Below are 18670 nucleotides of genomic sequence, written 5' to 3'. Positions count from 1 at the left end.
CGTGCCTGCCGAACGGCGGATCTGCCGTGCGGGGGGATGGGTGTGCCGAAAGCCCCGATTCGCAACGGACTTCAGGGGCTTCCTGCGCGTCAAGCCGACTTGCGGGCCGCCTTCGCCGCCTTGTGGGCAGCGTCCGCAAGGGAGTCCGCGCCCGCCGTCGACAGTGCGCCGCCGGACTTCTCCAGGTGGGCGCGGACGAACCACTGGAATTGCTCGAGTTGGCGGAGCTGGCCGATGAGCATGTCCTGGGAGGCGGGGTCGCTTTCGGTGACGCCGTTGACCGCCGCGCGGTGGTCGGCGCACACGCCGTCGTAGACGATGTCGAGCGCGCCGAGATGCGCCATCGCGTCGGCCCGGCCGAGGCTGTAGTCGTTCCAGGTGCGTTCGGCGGCCAGGCGGCCCGGCGTGCCGACCGGCGAGCATCCGAGCGTCGCGATGCGTTCGGCGGTCTCGTCGGCCATGGCCCGGACGGCGGCGACTTGAGGGTCGAGCATTTCGTGCACCGCGATGAAGTGCGGCCCCACGACGTTCCAGTGCACGTGTTTGAGGGTCAGGTGCAAGTCGTTCAGGGCGTGCAGCCGCGCCTGCAGTGCCTCCGCCACGCGTCCGGCGTCGTCGGCCTTCAGTCCGGCCACGGTGTAAGCCGGCTTGCCGCTGGATGAGTCGGTCATGGCGTCCTCCAAAGTGTCGTGCCGGGACGGCAGGGCATGCGAACGGTCCGTCCCGGTCGCGCCGCTGCCCGGAGGTCCCGGCGCCAAACCGTCGGGGGCACCCGTGGAGCGTCCGCCGGACCGGCCCGCCACCGGGCGCACAGCACGTCCCACCGAGGCCCGGATCGAGTGCCTGGCGAATGTTTTCGGGGCTCTGGGGCAGCGTCCTGTCACTCAGTGGCGCTCGTCGCGATTTCGGAGGTACGCATGTGCGGCATAAGCGGGGAGGTTCGGTTCGACGGCGGCCGGCCCGATCTGGCAGCTGTGGAACGCATGACCGACCGGCTCGCCGCGCGCGGACCCGACGGCCGCGGCATGTGGTCGCAAGGCGCTGTCGCGCTGGGCCACCGCCGCTTGGAGGTCATCGACCTGTCCGAGCACGGCGCCCAGCCGATGACGGATGCGCACAGCGGACTCACCGGAGTGTTCAACGGTTGCATCTACAACTACCGGGAGCTGCGCGCGAAGCTGCAGTCCGCGGGCCACCGGTTCTTCTCCACCTCGGACACCGAGGTACTGCTGAAGGCCTACCGCGAGTGGGGACCGGCGTTCGTCGGGCGGCTGTACGGCATGTTCGCGTTCGCCATCGCCGAGCACGCGACCGGGCGGGTGGTCCTGGGCCGGGACCGCCTCGGCGTCAAGCCGCTGTATCTGTCGGCCGGGCCGGACCGCCTGCGCTTCGCCTCGTCGCTGCCCGCCTTGCTGGCCGGCGGCGGCATCGACACCGCGATCGACCGGGTCGCCCTGCACCAGTACCTGAGCCTGCACGGCACGGTCGCCGCCCCGCACACGATCCTGGCCGGAGTACGCAAGCTGCCGCCCGCCACCGTGCGCATCGTGGAATCCGACGGCACCCATCGGGACACCGCGTACTGGCAGCCGGCGTACGCCCGCCGCCCCGAGCATGCCGGCATGGACGCCACCGACTGGCGCGACGCCCTGGGCGGGGCGCTGCGGACCGCCGTGCGCCGCCGTACCGTGGCCGATGTCCCGGTCGGCGTCCTGCTCTCCGGCGGCCTGGACTCCAGCCTGATCGTCGCTCTCCTCGCCGAGAGCGGGCAGGACGGCCTGGCCACGTTCAGTGTCGGCTTCGAGGACGAAGCCGGGGAGGCGGGCGACGAGTTCGCTTACTCCGACGAGGTGGCGCGGCGCTTCGGCACCGACCACCGGCAGCTCTTGGTCCCGTCCGACCGGCTGCCCGAGGCGCTGGAAGGCGCGGTCTCCGCGATGAGCGAGCCGATGGTCAGCCACGATGTCGTCGCCTTCCACCTGCTCGCCGAACAGGTGTCCAAGTACGTCAAGGTCGTGCAGAGCGGCCAGGGCGCGGACGAGATCCTCGCCGGGTACCACTGGTATCCCGACCTTGCCGCGGTCCGGCGCGAAGACGAGCCGGATGCGTACGCCCGCGTCTACTTCGACCGGGGGCACGACGATCTGGCCGGCATGCTGCAGCCGGACATGCTGCCCGGCGTCGATGTGTCGGACCATCTCGTCCGCACGCATATGGCTGCCCCGGGGGCGGATACCGCTCTGGACGCCGCGCTGCGCCTCGACACCCACGTGATGATGGTGGACGACCCGGTCAAGCGCGTGGACAACATGACCTCGGACTGGGGTCTGGAAGCGCGAGTCCCTTTCCTGGACCACGAGTTCGTGGAACTGGCCGCCGCCTGCCCGCCCGGCCTCAAGCTCGCGCAGGGCGGCAAGGGCGTGCTCAAGGACATCGGGCGCCGGGTCCTCCCCCACCACATCGTGGACCGTCCCAAGGGGTACTTCCCGGTACCGGCTATCCGGCACATGGCCGGGCCGGTGCTGGAACGCGTCCGCGAAGCCCTGGGCGCGCCGGAGGCTGCCGACCGCGGCATCTTCCGGCCGTCCTACGTCGCCGAACTCCTCAAAGCCCCCGACCGGCACCGCACACGCCGCGGCGCCAACGCCCTGTGGCAGGTCGCGCTGCTGGAGATCTGGCTCCAGACCCACGGAATCCACTGAACGCCGGGCGCGGAGAGGGCGCGCGGAATCGGAGGTGCAGCACCACGTGCGACGACCACAGGACTTGGCCGCGAGCACCCGCCCCCGTGTGGTGCCGCTCCCCGACACGGCCGCGCCGGCCGAGGCCGTGCAGACCTCCCCCGCCCATGCGTGCAGCCACCCTTCGGCCGACCCTTCCGGCACGTCGGTGGCGTTCATCTGCGACCGTGCGGGCGTCCCCCAGCTGTGGACCGCCCCGGTCGACGACAGCCGGGCTCGCCTGCTCGACACCGGCCCCGATCCGGTGACCGACGTGTCGTGGTCGCCGGACGGGCAGTGGATCGCATACTCGACCGCGCCGGGCGGCGGCGAGCACACCCGGGTGCTGTGCGTGCGCCCGGACGGGACGCAGCGCCGCGCGGTGGCCGGTGCCGACCCGGGGCAGTCGGCCCACCTGGGGGCGTGGCGCCGGGACGGGGCCGGGCTGGCGGTCACGGTCGCCGCCGGGCAGGCGGACGCCCCGTCGTACCGGGGCCTCGCCGCGTTCCTGCTCGCCCCGGACGGCACGGACACCCCGGAACTGCTCACCGTGCAGGAGCACGCCTCCACCCTGCGGGTCTGCGACTTCACCCCGGACGGCAGCCTGGCGCTGCTTCGGCGCGGACCCCGCGGCCATCGCGAGGCGGCGGTACTCGACACCTCGGCAGGCGCCGTGCGCTGCGTGCTCCGCGCGGCCGACGGCGACCCGCGGATCGGCCGGTTCTTCCCGGACGGCCGCACGATGTGGCTGCGCAGCGACGCCGGACGCGAGTTTGCCGCGCTGACGCTCGTGCATCTCGGAGAGGACGGCAGTTGCCTCCGGGTCGCCACGGCGGCCGAGCGCGGCGACGCCGACCTGGAGCTGCTCCACCTCGACGACGAGGCCCGGCAAGGTGTCCTGGTCTGGAACGCCGGCGGGCGCAGCCGGGTCGAGGTCGTCACGCCGGCGCGGAAGACCGGCGCGGTGTCCCGCCGGCGGCCGGTCGCGGTGCCGCACGAGGTCGTCACCAAGGCGACCGGATCCGCCGCCGCGGGCTGGCTGCTCGCCGTGTCCGGTGCGCTGCGGCGTCCGGGCGTCCACCGCGCGGCACCGTCCGCGGGGACCACGGCGCGCACCCCATGGTCGTCGCGCGACCAGGACGTCCTTCCGGGCGGCCGCGCCCCGACCCGGCCGGAGCGCATCACTTTGCAGGCTCGTGACGGGCTGCCCTTGGACGGCTGGTACTACCCCGCCGCCCTCAGCGGCGAAGGCCCGCGGCCGTGCGTCCTCCACCTGCACGGCGGACCGGAGTGGCAGGAACGCCCCGTCTTCGACCCGCTGTACCAGGAGCTGTCGGAGCGGGGGCTGGGCGTGTTCGCCCCGAACGTGCGCGGCTCGTCCGGGTTCGGCCGCTCTTTCGTCGACGCGGACCTCGGCGAGCGGCGGTTCGCGGCGATCACCGATGTCGCCGACTGCGCGGCGCACATGGTGCTCCTGGGCCTCGCCGACCCGGCGCGGCTTGCCGTCATGGGCCGTTCGTACGGGGGCTATCTCGCGCTCGCGGCCCTGGTGTGGCACCCCGAGGTCTTCCGCACCGGTGTCGCGGTGTGCGGGATCTCCGATTTCGCGGGGTTCTTCGCCGGCACCGAACCGTGGATCGCGGAGTCCGCCGCGGTCAAATACGGCCACCCCGAGCACGACCGCGATCTGCTGCGGCGGCTGTCCCCGATGAGCCGCATCGGCGACCTGCGGGTGCCGTTCCTGGCCGTGCACGGCGAACACGACACCAACGTCCCCGTGGGGCAGTCCGAACAGGTGGTCGGTGCCGCCCGGAAGCGGGGTATCGCCGCGGAACTCCTGCTCCTGCGGGAGGAGGGGCACGAGTTCCTGCGCGCCGAGAACCGCGCCCGGTACCGGCGTACTGCCGGCGAATGGCTCGACCGGCACCTCGCGCCGCGCTCGCCGTGAACCGGCTGGGGCCGGGCCTGCACCGATTCATCACGGGGCACCGGGGTAGCCGCCGCCCATGGCGCGACGACATCAACTGGTCCATGCGAGCCCGAGCCAGGTCTGGGCGGTGCTGGCGGATGCCCACCGGTACGCCGAGTGGGTGGTGGGGACCCGGCGGATCGAGCGCGCCGACGACGCCTGGCCCCAGGTGGGCGCGAGTCTGGCGTACGCCATCGGCCTGGGACCGTTCACCTTCCGGGACGAGTGCATCGTGCGGCTGTGCGAACCGGGCAGTCGGCTGGAGTTGGAAGCCTTCGCCCCGCCGCTCGGCTCCGCCCGTATCGGCATCGAGCTGCTGCCGTGGGACACGGACACCCTGGTGCTGGTCGACGAACACCCCCTGCGCGGCCCTGCCGCGCGCCTGCACGGCCCGCCCGGCGAACTGCTTCTGCATCTGCGGAACCGCAAGATGCTGCACAACTTGGCGCGCGTCGCGGAAGACTCCGCACGTACCGGCAACGCGAACCCGCACCACGACGGCCGCGCGCCCGCGCGTACCGCCTCGACCCGGCGCAGCTGAGCTCGACCGGTACGAAGCCGGAACGGTGAGGCCGCCTCCGACTCCCTGGAGTCAGACCGCCACCGCCGAGGCTTTTCGCGCCCGACCGATGAGTCCGGGGACCGGACGGAGTCCACCTGTCATGACCAGAATCCGCTCCGGTACCTCGCCGCTCTTGATGTCCCCTGTCCACAAGATCCAAGGGCGGTGATCCGATGACCACCGTCCACGCCAACGGGGTCGCCCTGGGCATCGAGTCGTTCGGTCCCGACGACGCGCCGCTCGTCCTGCTCGCGGGCGGGACGACGATGCTGTCCTGGCCCGACGCACTGTGCGAGCGCCTCGCGGCGGGCGGTCGCCGTGTGGTGCGCTACGACCTGCGCGACAGCGGGGAGTCGACGACGGCGGACCCCGAGGCGCCCGCGTACACCCTGCGCACCCTCGCCGCCGACGCGGCTGCCCTCGTCGAGGCCCTCGGCGGCGGCCCCGCGCACCTCGCGGGGATCGGCGTCGGAGGGATGGTCGCCCAGGTGGCCGTGCTCGACCACCCGGCTGCGTTCTCGGCGGTCACCCTGGTGGGTACGCGCGCGGTCGCCCCCGGCCCGCCCGATGCCGATCTCCCGGACCATGACGCCGCGACGATGGGCCGCCTGTTCGCACGTCCGCTGCCCGACTGGTCCGACCGCGGGGCGGTCGCCGACTTCGCGGCGTCCGGTGCGGAGATCCTCGGCAACGACCCCGACGCCGCGCGTACCGCCGCAGCCCGCATCTGGGACCGCACGCCCGGCACCGCTCCGCCCGTCCAGATGGCCAATCAGCTGGGCCTGGTGTTCTCCCGGCTCGACTGCTCACCCCGCTGGCGCGAGCGCCTGCCCGAGATCACCGTCCCCGCGCTGATCGTCCACGGCCGCCGCGACCCCTTCTTCCCCGTCGGCAACGGGGAGGCCCTGGCCCGCGAGATCCCGGGCGCGCAGTTGCTCATCCTCGACGCCGCGGCCACCGCAATCCCCGCCCCGGCGATCGACCAGGTCAGCGAGGCGATGCTCAAACTGCCCTGATGTACGACCGGCTCCGTTGCGTGGTTCGCCCGCCTGCGGCGGCGGCCGGTGCCGGTGAACGATCCGCCGACGCGCGATTCGAGCGATCGTCGTTGCGCCGTGAGAGGGTTCGGCGGGTTGCCGACCGCGGTCGACGGTCGCCGCGGTCAGAGCGAACTGCGAGGTCGCATCGGCGATTTCCGGTGGTGGTGCAGGGCACGACGTCCGGCGTTTGCGCTCGGTGAGCGCCGGGATGCGGGACGTCGTGCCCTGTACGGACCTGCTGCTACTCCCCGTCGCCCTCGTCCCCGCGTCAGGCTGCAGGTCGGAGGGCCGGTCGTCCCTCCCAGGCCAGGTAGCGGTCGAGGGAGCGCCGCAGGACGGCGTTGCCGTCGGCCGTGACGACCCGGCCCCACCACGCGCCGTAGATCCGCTCGAAGCTGTAGCGGTCCAGGAGTTCGGCCGCGCTGCGGACCGCGTCGGGGTGCTCGGGGACGTGGTTGGGGTAGCTGTGCATGACGCTGACCCAGCGGCGGTCCGGGCAGACGTTGAGGACGTCGCCCGAGAAGAGCGACCCGCCGTCGGCGCTCCAGTGCAGGACGGCGCTGCCCGGGAAGTGGATCCGCGGATTGATCAGCGTCACCTCGTCGGTCAGCCGGAGTGTCTCGCCGGACCAGAAGTGCAGCGCGGGGTCGGGGCGTCCGACCCATTCGCGGTCGGATTCGTGGAGGTGGACGGGGACGTCGAAGACGTGCGCCCACTCGACCATCGCGGAGTAGAAGTGCGGATGGCTGATCGCGATGGCGGTGAGTCCGCCGAGGCCGACGATCGTCTCGACCATGCCGTCGTCGACGTACGGCAGGCAGTCCCACAGGATGTTGCCCTCGCCGGTACGCAGTAGGAGTGCGCGCTGCCCGATGGCGATGCTCTTCACTGTGCCGACCCCGAATACGCCGGGGCCCTCTTCGACGAACTTGGGGGTGTGCGCTGCCGCGTGGAGTTCGGCGAGGGTGGTCCAGCGCTGGCCCGTGTCGGGGACGTACTGGCGGTCGTCCTGGCAGACGGGGCAGTCGGCGCGGGGTGCGGCGTACTGGGTGCCGCAGCCGGCGCACACCGGCAGGTCCGCGCCGGGGTAGCGGAGGGCCGACGGCGCAACTCCGTTGGACGAGAAGACCATTGCGGGTGCGAGGTCAGACATAGGAACCTGCCGTCAGGTCGGTGGTCGGGTGGGCCTGGACCGGCTGCCAGCCGAGCACGCGCGCGGCGCGGCTGCCCGAGACGGTCTGGTCGAGGGCGAGCGCCTCGGCGAACTGCAGGCCGACCGCTTCGGCGACCTCCACGACCGGCCACGGCTCGGCCCGGCCGACACCGCCGTTCGCGAAGTCGGCCGCAGCGGCGAGCGCGGGCGTACCGACGGATTCGAAGCCGACACCGTGCCACAGCGTGCCCGGGTCGGCCTTGGCGAGGACGAGTGCGTACAGCGCCGCGAGGTCGTCGACGTGGACCATCGGCCAGCGGGTGCCGGGGGTTCCGACGTACCGGCCGCCGCCCCACTCCTTGGCCCAGGCGAGCATCATGCCGGGGATGCCGCCGCCGTGGCCGTAGGCGATGCCGGGGCGGATGACGCTGGTGCAGACGTCGTCGCGGGCGGCGTCCAGCACCTGCTGCTCGATCCGGGGGCGGTAGGAAACGATGTCGATCGCGTCGACGGGGGCGTCCTCGTCGACGGCGCGGTCGCCGGTGGCGCCGAGGACCCAGATGCCGCTGGTGTACACGAACGCACGGCCGGTTCCGCGGAGCGGTGCGGTGAGCGCCTCGACCGCCGCGGCGTCCACCGCTTCGTCGCCGGTGGGTGTGGCGATGTTGACGACGGCGTCGATGTCGCCGGTGACCGCGGCGCTCAGGCTCGCCGGGTCCTGGAGGTCGCCGAACCTGGCGTCCAGGCCTGGTTCGGGTGCGACTGCGGTGCCGTGTTTGAGGAACGGCACGACGGTGTGGCCGTCCGCGGTGAGCCGCCGGGTGACCGCGCTGCCGATGTAGCCGGTCGAGCCCAGGACGAGGACCTTCATGGTGTGTGCCCCTTGTACGCGATTTCCGAGTGCCGACGGGTGGTCGGCATTGCGAGAACGGCCCTGCGAACGGCGGGCATTCCTGCCGGAGGCCGCTGAAGGCGACCGTTACGGGGATTCGCCATGATCGCCCTCGATCGTTCATCGGCGGGAACCGATCGGATCGAGATACGCCACTGGCACCCGCCCGAGCGGCGCGGCTCCTCTGCCTCGTGGAGTGGCCAAAGGCGGCAATCCGTTCGACGCGGCAGCGGCCTACGGGCAAACTCAGCGGTTGTGATCGAGCTCGACCGCGCTTGGCGCATACGTCTGTACGAACTGTCCGCAGGGCTGCACGCAGGAACGCACAGCACCGCCGATGCTGTGCGACTGGCGTGCGACCTCCTCGCGTGCGGCGTCGAGACCGAGAGCACGGTGGCGGTGGCTGCCGAGGTCTGGCCGTTCGAGGACGTACGCCAGGCCGGCGAGGTGATCCAGCGCATGCTGGACGACCTCGGCGTCGGGCACCCCGAGAGTGACGCGGCGGTGGACGCTCTTGTCTGCGACGTCCTGGAAGCGGTGGTCGACGGCACCCTCGCACCGGAGGTCGGCGCCGCGCGGCTGGCCGAGTTGGACTCTTGGGACGACCGTCACGGCCTGACCGCGTTCGCCTTCCTGTCGGACGAGTGGTGGGGCTCCCCGATGGACGACGGTGAGCGGTTCCGGGGCCGGGACAGGACGCTCGCCGCGATCCGCGGCGAGATCCGCGACGAGGCCGTCGCGCACCTCGCCTGGGCCGACGAGCGGCGTACGCGCCATTTCACGCTCGGCCCCGCCGCCGAGCACCATGCGGAATTCCTCGCCGACATGCTCGTCGAGGCGGTCAACTGGCGCACTGGGAGCGGGCTTTCCCGGGACGAGGTGCTGGCCCGCCCGGAGTTCGCCCGGTATGTGCGCAACTGGGGCAGCGTCCTGGACATCGGCAGCATCGCCCATGACTGGGAGGGCACCCGGATCGGCGCGGCTTGGCTGCGGTTCTTCGGCGCCGACGAGCCGGGCTTCGGCTTCGTGGGCCCGCGCGTCCCGGAACTGTCCATCGCCATGGCGCCCGGATGGCGCGGCAAGGGAATCGGCACAGCGCTGCTGCGCGACGTCCTGCTCAGCGCCCGGCACGCGGGGATCCCCTACGTCTCGCTCAGCGTCGAACGCGCTAATCCGGCCCAGCGGTTGTACGCGGCGGAAGGCTTCGCGACCGTCGCCTCGGGGCCGGACTCCGACACGATGGTCGTCCACCTCCCCGAGCCGACCGCGGACCTGTACGCCGGCCTCCCGGACTTCCTCCGCGCACAGATCCTCGAGGCGACACGTACCACGCACCGAACTCTCGTCGAGGAGGCGAAGACGCCGGGAAGCGCCGGCTCCGGACCGCCGACGCCCTGCCCGCGCTGCAGCTGAGGCGGCGCACTGCGCCCCCGCGTCGGAGTCCCGTTGTAACGTCGCCGGGCATGAGTGCGCTGGATCTGACCATGACGCTGTCGTCCCCGTCCGCGCGGCCCAAGTTCTGCCGGGTGGCAGTGGACGGCTCGCGGCTGACCACCTCGACCTGGGCCGAGGGCCGGCGCCCGCGCGAGAACACGCAGGACTTCGCGAGCAGCACTGCGGCGGAGGCGGGGTTCGCGGAGTACCGGCGTAAGAAGCTGCGGGAGGGGTTCGCGTACGTCGCCGATCCGGCCCGCGCGGTACGCGGCGACGTCGTGCTCGACCTGCGGGCCCCGCATCGGTGCACCGGCGGGTTCGACCTCTCCCCGGACGGCAGCACGCTCGTGGTCGCTTCCTTCCGGGACAGCACGAACCATGCGGAGCTCTATCTGATCGACGTCGCGACCAACAGCAGGCAGCTGATCCACACCGAATCAGGCCTGGTGGGCGGGCAGAAACCGCTGCCGCACGCGGTGTTGTTCGACGCCGCGGCGGAGCGCATCGCGTACATGCTCAACGGGGAGACGCGGCTGCTGGACGTGCCGTCCGGGCAGTCGCGCACCTTGGCAACGTACGTGCAGTACAAAGACTCCAGGTTCAACCCCTTCCGGGTCCGCCCGCAGTGGGACGCGGAGCGCCGGAGGCTGCTCGTCTTCGACAGCGGCGACACCGCCCGCGTGCTCGACCGGGACGCCGAGCCCGTGTTCGCGACGTCGACCGTACGGGGTTCCGCCGACTGCTGGGCGGCCGGGCTGTCGCCGTCCGGGCGTCTGCTGGCTCTGTGCTTCACCTCGGGGTCGGCGTACGACGCGGGCAATCCCCGCGTGGTCGAGGTCGAGGTGTGGGACGTGGACCGCGGGCAGCTTGCCTGCCGGCTCCCCGTCGACAACCGGCCGGACACCATCGGGCTGGACCCGACCGACACGCTGCTGATCGCCGGCTCCGAGCACCTCGACGGTCCCGCGGCGTACGACCCGGAGACGGGCGAACTGCTGTGGTACTGCCCGGATCCGCACCGGAGCGAGCGCTGGGCCCGCTGCCACGGATGGGCGTACTCCCCCGACGGCAAGACCCTCGCCGTGGGCGGGCGGGGCGAGACACTGATCGTCGATGCCGCGACGCGCCGGCACGACCCGGCGTTCATGCGCCGCGACGAGCAGGGCGGCACCGGGCGCACGGACCTCATCCGGTTCTCGTCCGACCAGACCCTGGTCGCCTCCGGCGGCGACAACGGGCGCATCGTCGTCCGCAAGCTCTGAGCTGCCGGTCGGCCGCCAGCGCGTAGGGTCGTCGGCATGCCCCTGCACAGCCTCGCCAGGCTCACCCACGCGCTGGCATCCGGCCAGGTCGACGGGCTCGTCGATGCGGACGGCTGGCGCGCGATCGCGCAGTCCCTGGTAGGTCTGGGCTGCGACTGGCCGGCGCTCGCGGAGCTGTCGGCAGAGGTGTCGGGGCCGGAGGACACTCCCGACGGCCCCGACGACCTCGACGGTCTCGACCGCCTCGACGCCGCGGTCGCCCGACTCGCCGCGCAGGCCCGCCAGGTGAGGGGCGACGCGGCCGAACTCCCCTTCTGGGACGCGGTCTGCGGGCTTGTCGGCCGCCTGTGGCGCCTGGGTTCCTGCGACACGATCAGTGCCGTGTACCGGCTGGACGCGCTGTGGTGGACGGCCCGCGACTTCGACAGGTCGAGCGGCCGCGGCCTGCAGCTCATCTGGAGCGGGATGACGCTCAAGGAGGTCTCCGACCACGCCGACGTCCGCTCGGATGCCGCCGTCCTGCTGGCGGATGCGGACCGGCTCATCCCCGCGGATGTACGGGACGTCCAGCTCTGCGAGGTCGTACTGGACGCTCTCCGCTGAGGAGCCGCGCCGGGGGCAGCAGCGCTGCGTCGCACGCCCGGCCGGCTGCCTGCTGCCTGCCGCCTGCCGCCTGCCGCCTGCCGCCTGCCGCGAACGTCCGGCAAGCGGCCCCGGACACCCGCCCACCTGCGGGACAGGGTTCCGCAACTCGGCGCGCAGCGTTCGTGTCGCGTACGAGCGGCCTTCACAGCGCCGCAACCACCTTGTTCGTGCCGGGCGCTTCCCTGAGGGGCCACAACCCTCCGACTCATGCCGAGGTACCGACCCATGGATCTCAACCGTCGCCGGTTCATGCAGCTCATCGGCGGTTCCGCCGCTCTGACCGCGATGTCGGGCAGCATCGCGCGGGCGGCGGCCATCCCCGCCCAAGGCGCCACCGGGACCCTGCAGGACGTCGAGCACATCGTCGTGCTGATGCAGGAGAACCGCTCGTTCGACCACTACTTCGGGGCGATGAAGGGCGTACGCGGCTTCGGGGACCCGCGTCCCGTGACCCTGCCGAGCGGCAAGTCCGTGTGGAACCTGGTGAGCAGCGGCAGCAAGGTGGTGCTGCCGTTCCATCCGCAGGGCGACGACCTGGGGATGGAGTTCATCCAGGGCCTCAACCACGACTGGGCGGGCGGCCAGAAGGCGTTCAGCAAGGGCAAGTACGACCAGTGGATCCCCGCGAAACGGCGGGCGCCATGGCGTACCTGACGCGCGGCGACATCCCGTTCCACTACGCGCTCGCGGACGCGTTCACGATCTGCGACGCGTACCACTGCTCGTTCATCGGCTCGACCGACCCGAACCGCTACTACATGTGGACGGGCTACACCGGCAACGACGGCACCGGCGGTGGTCCGGTCCTCAACAACGCCGAGGCGGGCTACGGCTGGACGACGTACCCCGAGCGCCTGGAGCAGGCGGGCATCTCCTGGAAGATCTACCAGGACATCGGCGACGGCCTCGACGCCGCGGGCTCGTGGGGCTGGATCAACGACGCCTACCGCGGGAACTACGGCGACAACTCGCTGCTGTACTTCAACAAGTACCGCAGCGCGCAGCCCGGGAACCCGCTGTACGACAAGGCGCGTACCGGCACCAACGCCAAGGCCGGCCAGGGGTTCTTCGACATCCTGCGCGCCGACGTCCAGGGCGGCCGGCTGCCGCAGGTCTCGTGGATCGCCGCACCGGAGGCCTTCTCGGAGCACTCCAACTGGCCGTCGAACTACGGCGCCTGGTACATCTCCCAGGTCCTGGACGCGCTGACCTCCGACCCGGACGTATGGGCGCGCACCGCGCTCTTCATCACGTACGACGAGAACGACGGCTTCTTCGACCACATCGTGCCGCCGTACGCCCCGGGCTCGGCCGCGCAGGGCCTGTCGACCACGCCGACCGCCCTCGACTACTTCCCCGGCAAGGTCGGCTATGTGGCCGGGCCGTACGGTCTGGGCCCGCGCGTCCCGATGCTCGTCGTGTCGCCGTGGAGCACCGGCGGGTTCTCGTGCTCGGAGACGTTCGACCACACCTCGATCATCCGGTTCATCGAGTCCCGGTTCGGGGTCCGCGAGCCCAACATCTCGCCGTGGCGCCGGGCCGTGTGCGGCGACCTGACCTCGGCCTTCGACTTCACTCGTACAGGGACCGCGGCCGCACTGCCGCCGACCGCCGGCTACTACCCCCCGGACAAGGTGCGGCACCCGGACTTCGTGCTGACCGCTCCGGCCACGGGCACCATGCCGAAGCAGGAGCCGGGCTCGAAGCCCACGCGTCCGCTCAGGTACGCGCCGTACGTGGACGGCACCGCGAACACCTCCACCGGCAAGTTCACCCTCGCTTTCAGCGGCGGGCCGCAGGCCGGCGCGCAGTTCCTGGTGACGTCACCGAACCGCACGGACGGCCCCTGGACCTACACGGCCGAGGCCGGCAAGTCGATCGCGGACACCTGGAACACCCAGTACTCGAAGGGCACCACCGACCTGACGGTGCACGGCCCGAACGGCTTCCTGCGCACCTTCCGCCACCCGGGCAAGCAGGCCGGCCCCGAGGCCACCGCGCGCCACAACGCCGCCACCGGAAACCTCGACCTGACCCTGACCAACAACGGCAGCAGCACCGCCCGTCTCACCCTCACCAACGCGTACGGGGCGCAGAGCGAGACCGTCGCCGTAGCTCCGGGCGCGACGGTGCAGCGCACGGTGAATCTGCAGAACAGCCGGAACTGGTACGACGTGACGGTGGTCTCCGACACCACCGCCGCGTTCCTGCGCCGCTTCGCGGGGCACGTCGAGACGGGTGTGCCGGGCGTGAGCGACCCGGCGACGATCACCAACTGACCGCAGGGGCAGGCTGGTCCGCCTGGACGATCCGAAAGGTTCGTTCAGGCGGACCGTCCAGGCGGTCCGTGCAGGTGGGTTGTGCAGGCGGTTTGTGGAGGCGGGCCCTCTTCGGCCGCTGCCCGCCTTGGCGCACCACCCACGCCGTCGGGTCCGGTCACCACTCCGCGATCAGCGAGGCGTCCGGTTCGCGCCGCCGCCAAGCCTCGGTGACGCGACCCAGCCGTGCCGGATTGGCGATGCCGCGGACGGTGGCGACCTTGCCGCCCGCGATGTCGAAGGTGACAGAACCCACGACCCGGTCGCCGACCACGCTGAGGATGGCCGGGGTGCCGTTGAGGACCGCGTAGTGGATCGCAGGGGTGCCGCCCACGAGGCGCCGCTTCCCCTCCGACGGCCGGAAGCCGGCCCGGGCGACGGCCGCGACGCGCTGCGGCGTGTCGAAGTGCAGCAGCTTGGCGGTCAGGCCGGCCCCGTCCGAGATCGCGGTCACGTCGTCGGTAAGCAGGGCCACCAGGCGCTCGGTACGCCCGGTCGACGCTGCGGCCAGGAATTCCTCGACGATGCGGCGGGCCGCTGCCGGGTCGACGTCGCCGCCGCGGCGGCGTGCGGCGTCGACCCGGTTCCGGGCGCGGTGCAGGTGCTGCTGGCTTGCGGACTCGCTGATGTCGAGGATCCCGGCGATCTCGGCATGGCCGTACGCGAACGCCTCGCGCAGCACGTACACGGCCCGTTCGAGCGGCGCCAGGCGTTCCATGAGCGTCAGGACGGCCAAGGTGACCGACTCGCGCTGCTCGAACGTGTCGGCCGGGCCGAGCATGGGGTCGCCGTCCAGCAGCGGCTCGGGCAGCCAGGCGCCGGCAGTGCGTTCGCGGCGGTGCTGCGCCGACCGGAGCCGGTCCAGGCACAGGTTGGTGACGACCTTGGTCAGCCACGCTTCGGGCACCCGGATCCGGCTGCGGTCGGCAGCCTGCCAGTGCAGGAATGCGTCCTGCACGGCGTCCTCGGCGTCGGCCGCTGACCCGAGGAGCCGGTAGGCCAACGAGGCCAGCCGGTTGCGGCCGGCCTCGAACCGGTCGACGTCGAAGCGGTCGACGACGCTGCTGTCCATGTGGATCATCCTAGAAGGCGGCTACGCGACGGCTCGGGTGGCCTTGTGGGCTTCGGCAACGGTGGCTTCGGCAACGGTGGCTTGGGCAGCCGACGCCTCCGGTGCCGCGCCGGACGCCGCAGCCAGGTCGGCCCCGGAGCCATAGGCGGCTTCGGACGCCGCGCCGCGGGCAGCAGCCACACGGTGCTTGCGCTTCGGCAGACCGAACGTCGGGTGCTCGGTGGCCCACAGCGACATCCGCACGATGCCCGCCTTGAGCCGCGCCGCCTTGCGGCCGCTGATGTACTTGGGCTTCGCCTGCGCCTGGTCGTCGACCAGTTGGAAGATCGCGTCGCCCCGCCCGAGGCTGATGTGGTTGGCCACGTACTCGAGCTTGAAGTCCTGCGCCTTGCGGCCGGTCAGGGACGCCACGATCGCCCCGACCGCCTGCCGCCCGGTGTAGCCGGCCGAGGCGCAGGACATGGGCAGCGGCAGGCCGTTGTCGCCGATGGCGAGGACGCTGTCGCCGACCGCGTACACGTTCGGATGCGAAACCGACCGCATGCTGCGGTCGACGACGATCCGGCCGTTCTCGGCCACCTCGATCCCGCTCTCGGCGGCGATGGGGACGACCGCGAACCCGGCGGTCCACACGGTTGCGTCCGCTGCGAGGACCGTGCCGTCGTCGCACACCACTCGCGCCGCCTCGACTCGTTCGACACTCGCGTGCTCCACGATCGCGACGCCCAGGCGGTCGCACGCCCCGCGCAGGTGGCCGCGGGCCCCGGCCGAAAGCCGCGCCCCCAGTTCCCCTCGGGCGACGAGCGTGACCGACAGCCCCGGCCGGGACTCCGCGATCTCGGTGGCCGTCTCGATTCCGGTCAGTCCGTCGCCGACCACCACGACGCCTCCCCGGCCTTGCTCCTCGAGCCGGTCCAGGCGCTCGCGCAGCCGCAAGGCCGACGGGCGGGCGGCGATGTCGAAGGCATACTCCGCAGCACCGGGGACGCTGCTGTCGTCGCCGCGGCTGCCCAGGGCGTACACGAGCGTGTCGTAGCCCAGTTCGCCACCACCACCGGCATCGGCCACGGTGACCGTCCGGCCCACGGGATCCACCGAGGTCACCCGCGCCACCCTCACCTGCACCCCGGTGCCGGCGAATACGTCGGCCAGCCGAGGTGCGTCGATGTGCTGCCCCGCCGCCAACTGATGCAGCCGCAGCCGCTGGACGAAGTCCGGGACAGCGTTGACCACGGTGATCTCCACGTCCTTCGGCGACAGCCGCCGAGCCAGCGTCCCTGCCATGTAGGCCCCGGCGTATCCGGCACCGAGAACAACGATGCGGTGCTTCATGTCCTGCTCCCTCGGTCGCTTGTCCGTCGCGAGTTGAGCGGGACAGCCGACCGATTCCTGACAGGGAAGATATGTGTCATGGGTCACATCGCCTCGGCCGCGCTGGATAGCACGTCCTCTTGTTCATGCGTGCACATCCCGCAGGACGTCCGTTGCCAGATCGCCGCCACGCTCGGGCCGATCGCAACGTCCGTGCTCGTCACCGAAAGGCACTGCATGCCTGTCTGGCGGGTCGCAACCGAACAGGGTGACGTCGCGCTCAAAGTCGACATGAGCGGCACCGGGTTCCCTGCCCGGGAACGCGCCGTCCTGTCGGCACTCGGCGACGGCTCGCTGGCGGCGGCCGGCGACCACTCGACAGGGCCATGGCTGGCGACCTGGTGGTGGGATGGCGCGTCGACGTTCGAGCGATGGGCTCCGGTCCGGGACGGCGGCATCGGCCGCACCCGGAATCTGCACGGTGCGCTGCGGGCAGCGGTCGACTTCTGCGAGGCGGTGGCCGACCTGCACGATCGCGGCTGGGTCCATGGCGATCTTCAGCCTGTGCATTGCATCCACACCGCAGCCGGCCCGAGGCTCATCGACTTCGCCGTCGCCTACGGACCTGCCGGCTCTGTTCCCGACGAGATCGAGGCCGCGTACCCGTACATCGGCGGCAAGATCGACCTCAATCCGCCCGAGACCGCCGAAGCCATGATCACGGACGGACTGGCCCCGAAGGCGACCCAGGCCACCGACGTGTACTCCCTCGCCGCATCGCTGTGGCACTGCTGGACCGGCGGGTTTCCTGTCGACTACGCATCTCAGGGCGCTGCGGACGATTCGCTGCCGGCCACCGAACGTCGCAGGCTCATCGCCCAGGGCCTCCCGCTGCCCGCCATTCCCCGGGGCCTCGAACACGCAGACCTGCGAGGTGTCTTGGCGGGTGCACTGGCCCGCAACCCGTCGGACAGGCCCAGGGCGCGAGAGTTGGCCGAACGACTCGCGGCCGTTGCGCGGTGACACCGGGCAGCGTTCGCGGTCCGACGGTGCGGATGCCATGCCCATTCTTTGAGAGGGTTCATTGACAATTGGCTTGCGGTGGCAGACAGTTCACCGTGCCAAGTCGCGTGCGACCGTCGGAGGGGGACGTGAACGTGACGAACGGACAACCGCCTGCTGATACCCAGGTGCAGCGCACGAGCCGGGATACGGCCGAGGTCCCGGCTGCATTGGCCCGCTGGCTGGCCACCAAGCTTCCGCCGGGTGCCGAGCCCGCCGTCAGGCTCCACTCCGGGATCGATGCCAATGGCATGTCCAACGAGACCCTCGTGTTCGACGTGGTCTGGCAGCAGGACGGTGCTCGGCGCACCGCCGAGTACGTGGCCAGGGTGGCCCCTTCTCCGGCGGACGTGCCGGTCTACGAGAACTACGCGCTGCAGGACCAGTACGACACGATGCAGATCGTCCGCCGGCTCAGCGAAGTCCCCATTCCACGGGTGGAGTTCATGGAGGCATCGGGGGACGTACTGGGGATGCCGTTCTTCCTCATGGAGCGGCTTGCCGGCGTCGTGCCGCCCGATGTGCTGCCGTATACGTACGGCGACAACTGGCTCTTCGATGCGTCGCCCGAGGACCGCCGGCGGCTGCAGGACAGCACGGTGAAGGCGCTCGCCGGGCTGCACGCGATTCCCGATGCGGCCACCACGTTCGCGTTCCTCGATCCGAAGTTCCCCGGCGCCACCGTGCTGCAGCGCAACGTCGCCCGGACCCGTGCCTGGTACGACTTCGCGGCGCGCGGCCTCGGGCGTTCGCCGCTGACCGAACGCGCTTTGCAGTGGCTGGAGTCCCACGTACCGGATGCCGGCGAGACGGTGCTCGTCTGGGGTGACGCCCGCCTGGGCAACGTGATATACGCCGACTTCGAGCCCGTCGGGATCCTGGACTGGGACATGGCGAGCATCGGACCGCGCGAACTCGACCTGTCCTGGCTGATCTTCGCGCATCGCGTCTTCCAGTCGCTGACCGACGTGTTCGGCTTGCCGGGGCTGCCGGATTTCCTGCGCGAAGAGGACGTCGTGGCCACCTACACGGACCTCACCGGTGCCCGGATCGGTGATCTGCACTGGTACCACGTCCACGCCGCGGTCAACTGGGCGGTGCTGTTCATGCGCGTCGGTGCGCGGTCCATCCACTTCGGCCAGACCGAGCGGCCCGAGGACATCGAAACGCTGCTGCACCACCGTCCGCTGTTCGAGAGCCTCGTCGCGGACCTGGACGACTGAGCGCCGC

Annotated in this window: 14 protein-coding genes and 1 pseudogene; 10 read left to right on the top strand and 5 right to left on the bottom strand. The window is 71.6% G+C overall.

The window, feature by feature from the left end:
* Window positions 1–89: 89 nt before the first annotated feature.
* Window positions 90–671, bottom strand: a complete 582-nt coding sequence (locus LZ495_RS41310) for a Dps family protein (RefSeq protein ID WP_235058393.1) — start codon at window positions 669–671, stop codon at window positions 90–92.
* A gap of 246 nt (window positions 672–917) precedes the next feature.
* Between LZ495_RS41310 and LZ495_RS41305 the strand changes: the two genes are divergently transcribed.
* The 4 genes from LZ495_RS41305 (at window position 918) to LZ495_RS41290 (ending at window position 6267) form a co-directional block, all read left to right on the top strand.
* Window positions 918–2702, top strand: a complete 1785-nt coding sequence (locus LZ495_RS41305) for an N-acetylglutaminylglutamine amidotransferase (protein WP_235058392.1) — start codon at window positions 918–920, stop codon at window positions 2700–2702.
* Between the two features lie 46 nt (window positions 2703–2748).
* Window positions 2749–4668, top strand: coding sequence for a S9 family peptidase (locus tag LZ495_RS41300; RefSeq protein ID WP_372498718.1), 1920 nt, complete (start codon window positions 2749–2751; stop codon window positions 4666–4668).
* 58 nt (window positions 4669–4726) lie between these two features.
* Window positions 4727–5230 carry an SRPBCC family protein gene (locus LZ495_RS41295; RefSeq protein WP_235058391.1) on the top strand — a complete coding sequence of 168 codons (504 nt, stop codon included), beginning with the start codon at window positions 4727–4729 and terminating at the stop codon, window positions 5228–5230.
* A 194-nt stretch (window positions 5231–5424) separates the two neighbouring features.
* Window positions 5425–6267: an alpha/beta fold hydrolase gene (locus LZ495_RS41290; RefSeq protein ID WP_235058390.1), complete on the top strand. Its 843-nt coding sequence runs from the start codon at window positions 5425–5427 to the stop codon at window positions 6265–6267.
* Window positions 6268–6559: 292 nt separating this feature from the next.
* On the opposite strand, the gene LZ495_RS41285 is transcribed toward LZ495_RS41290, so the two are convergent.
* Window positions 6560–7444, bottom strand: coding sequence for an MBL fold metallo-hydrolase (locus LZ495_RS41285; protein ID WP_235058389.1), 885 nt, complete (start codon window positions 7442–7444; stop codon window positions 6560–6562).
* On the bottom strand, window positions 7437–8315 hold the full coding sequence (locus LZ495_RS41280) for an NAD-dependent epimerase/dehydratase family protein (RefSeq protein ID WP_235058388.1): 879 nt from the start codon (window positions 8313–8315) through the stop codon (window positions 7437–7439). The genes LZ495_RS41285 and LZ495_RS41280 overlap by 8 nt, the downstream gene beginning before the upstream one ends.
* 276 nt (window positions 8316–8591) lie before the next feature.
* On the opposite strand from LZ495_RS41280, the gene LZ495_RS45170 reads away from it, so the two are divergent.
* The 4 genes and pseudogenes from LZ495_RS45170 to LZ495_RS41260 all read left to right on the top strand — a co-directional run bounded on the left by LZ495_RS45170 (window position 8592) and on the right by LZ495_RS41260 (window position 13956).
* On the top strand, window positions 8592–9749 hold the full coding sequence (locus tag LZ495_RS45170; RefSeq protein WP_235058387.1) for a GNAT family N-acetyltransferase: 1158 nt from the start codon (window positions 8592–8594) through the stop codon (window positions 9747–9749).
* Between the two features lie 50 nt (window positions 9750–9799).
* Window positions 9800–11032, top strand: coding sequence for a WD40 repeat domain-containing protein (locus tag LZ495_RS41270; protein ID WP_235058386.1), 1233 nt, complete (start codon window positions 9800–9802; stop codon window positions 11030–11032).
* A 36-nt stretch (window positions 11033–11068) separates the two neighbouring features.
* Window positions 11069–11635 (top strand): hypothetical protein, encoded by a 567-nt coding sequence (locus tag LZ495_RS41265; RefSeq protein ID WP_235058385.1) that lies wholly within the window; start codon window positions 11069–11071, stop codon window positions 11633–11635.
* Between the two features lie 249 nt (window positions 11636–11884).
* Window positions 11885–13956, top strand: a pseudogene (locus LZ495_RS41260) (phosphocholine-specific phospholipase C).
* A 157-nt stretch (window positions 13957–14113) separates the two neighbouring features.
* Here the strand turns inward: LZ495_RS41260 and LZ495_RS41255 are convergent.
* Both LZ495_RS41255 and LZ495_RS41250 read right to left on the bottom strand, forming a co-directional pair.
* A complete protein-coding gene (locus LZ495_RS41255) occupies window positions 14114–15067 on the bottom strand; it encodes a sigma-70 family RNA polymerase sigma factor (RefSeq protein WP_235058384.1) in 954 nt (317 codons plus the stop codon).
* 21 nt (window positions 15068–15088) lie between these two features.
* The gene (locus LZ495_RS41250) at window positions 15089–16399 is read right to left on the bottom strand and encodes an NAD(P)/FAD-dependent oxidoreductase (RefSeq protein ID WP_235058383.1); all 1311 of its coding nucleotides are present in this window, start codon (window positions 16397–16399) and stop codon (window positions 15089–15091) included.
* Window positions 16400–16477: 78 nt separating this feature from the next.
* Between LZ495_RS41250 and LZ495_RS41245 the strand changes: the two genes are divergently transcribed.
* Together LZ495_RS41245 and LZ495_RS41240 are read left to right on the top strand one after the other, a co-directional pair.
* A complete protein-coding gene (locus LZ495_RS41245) occupies window positions 16478–17401 on the top strand; it encodes a protein kinase family protein (protein WP_235058382.1) in 924 nt (307 codons plus the stop codon).
* A 128-nt stretch (window positions 17402–17529) separates the two neighbouring features.
* A complete protein-coding gene (locus tag LZ495_RS41240; RefSeq protein WP_235058381.1) occupies window positions 17530–18663 on the top strand; it encodes a phosphotransferase family protein in 1134 nt (377 codons plus the stop codon).
* Window positions 18664–18670 lie beyond the last annotated feature (7 nt).

This window comes from Yinghuangia soli (assembly GCF_021502675.1).
GTDB lineage: Bacteria > Actinomycetota > Actinomycetes > Streptomycetales > Streptomycetaceae > Yinghuangia > Yinghuangia soli.
This window is presented reverse-complemented; position numbering and strand designations above follow the sequence as displayed.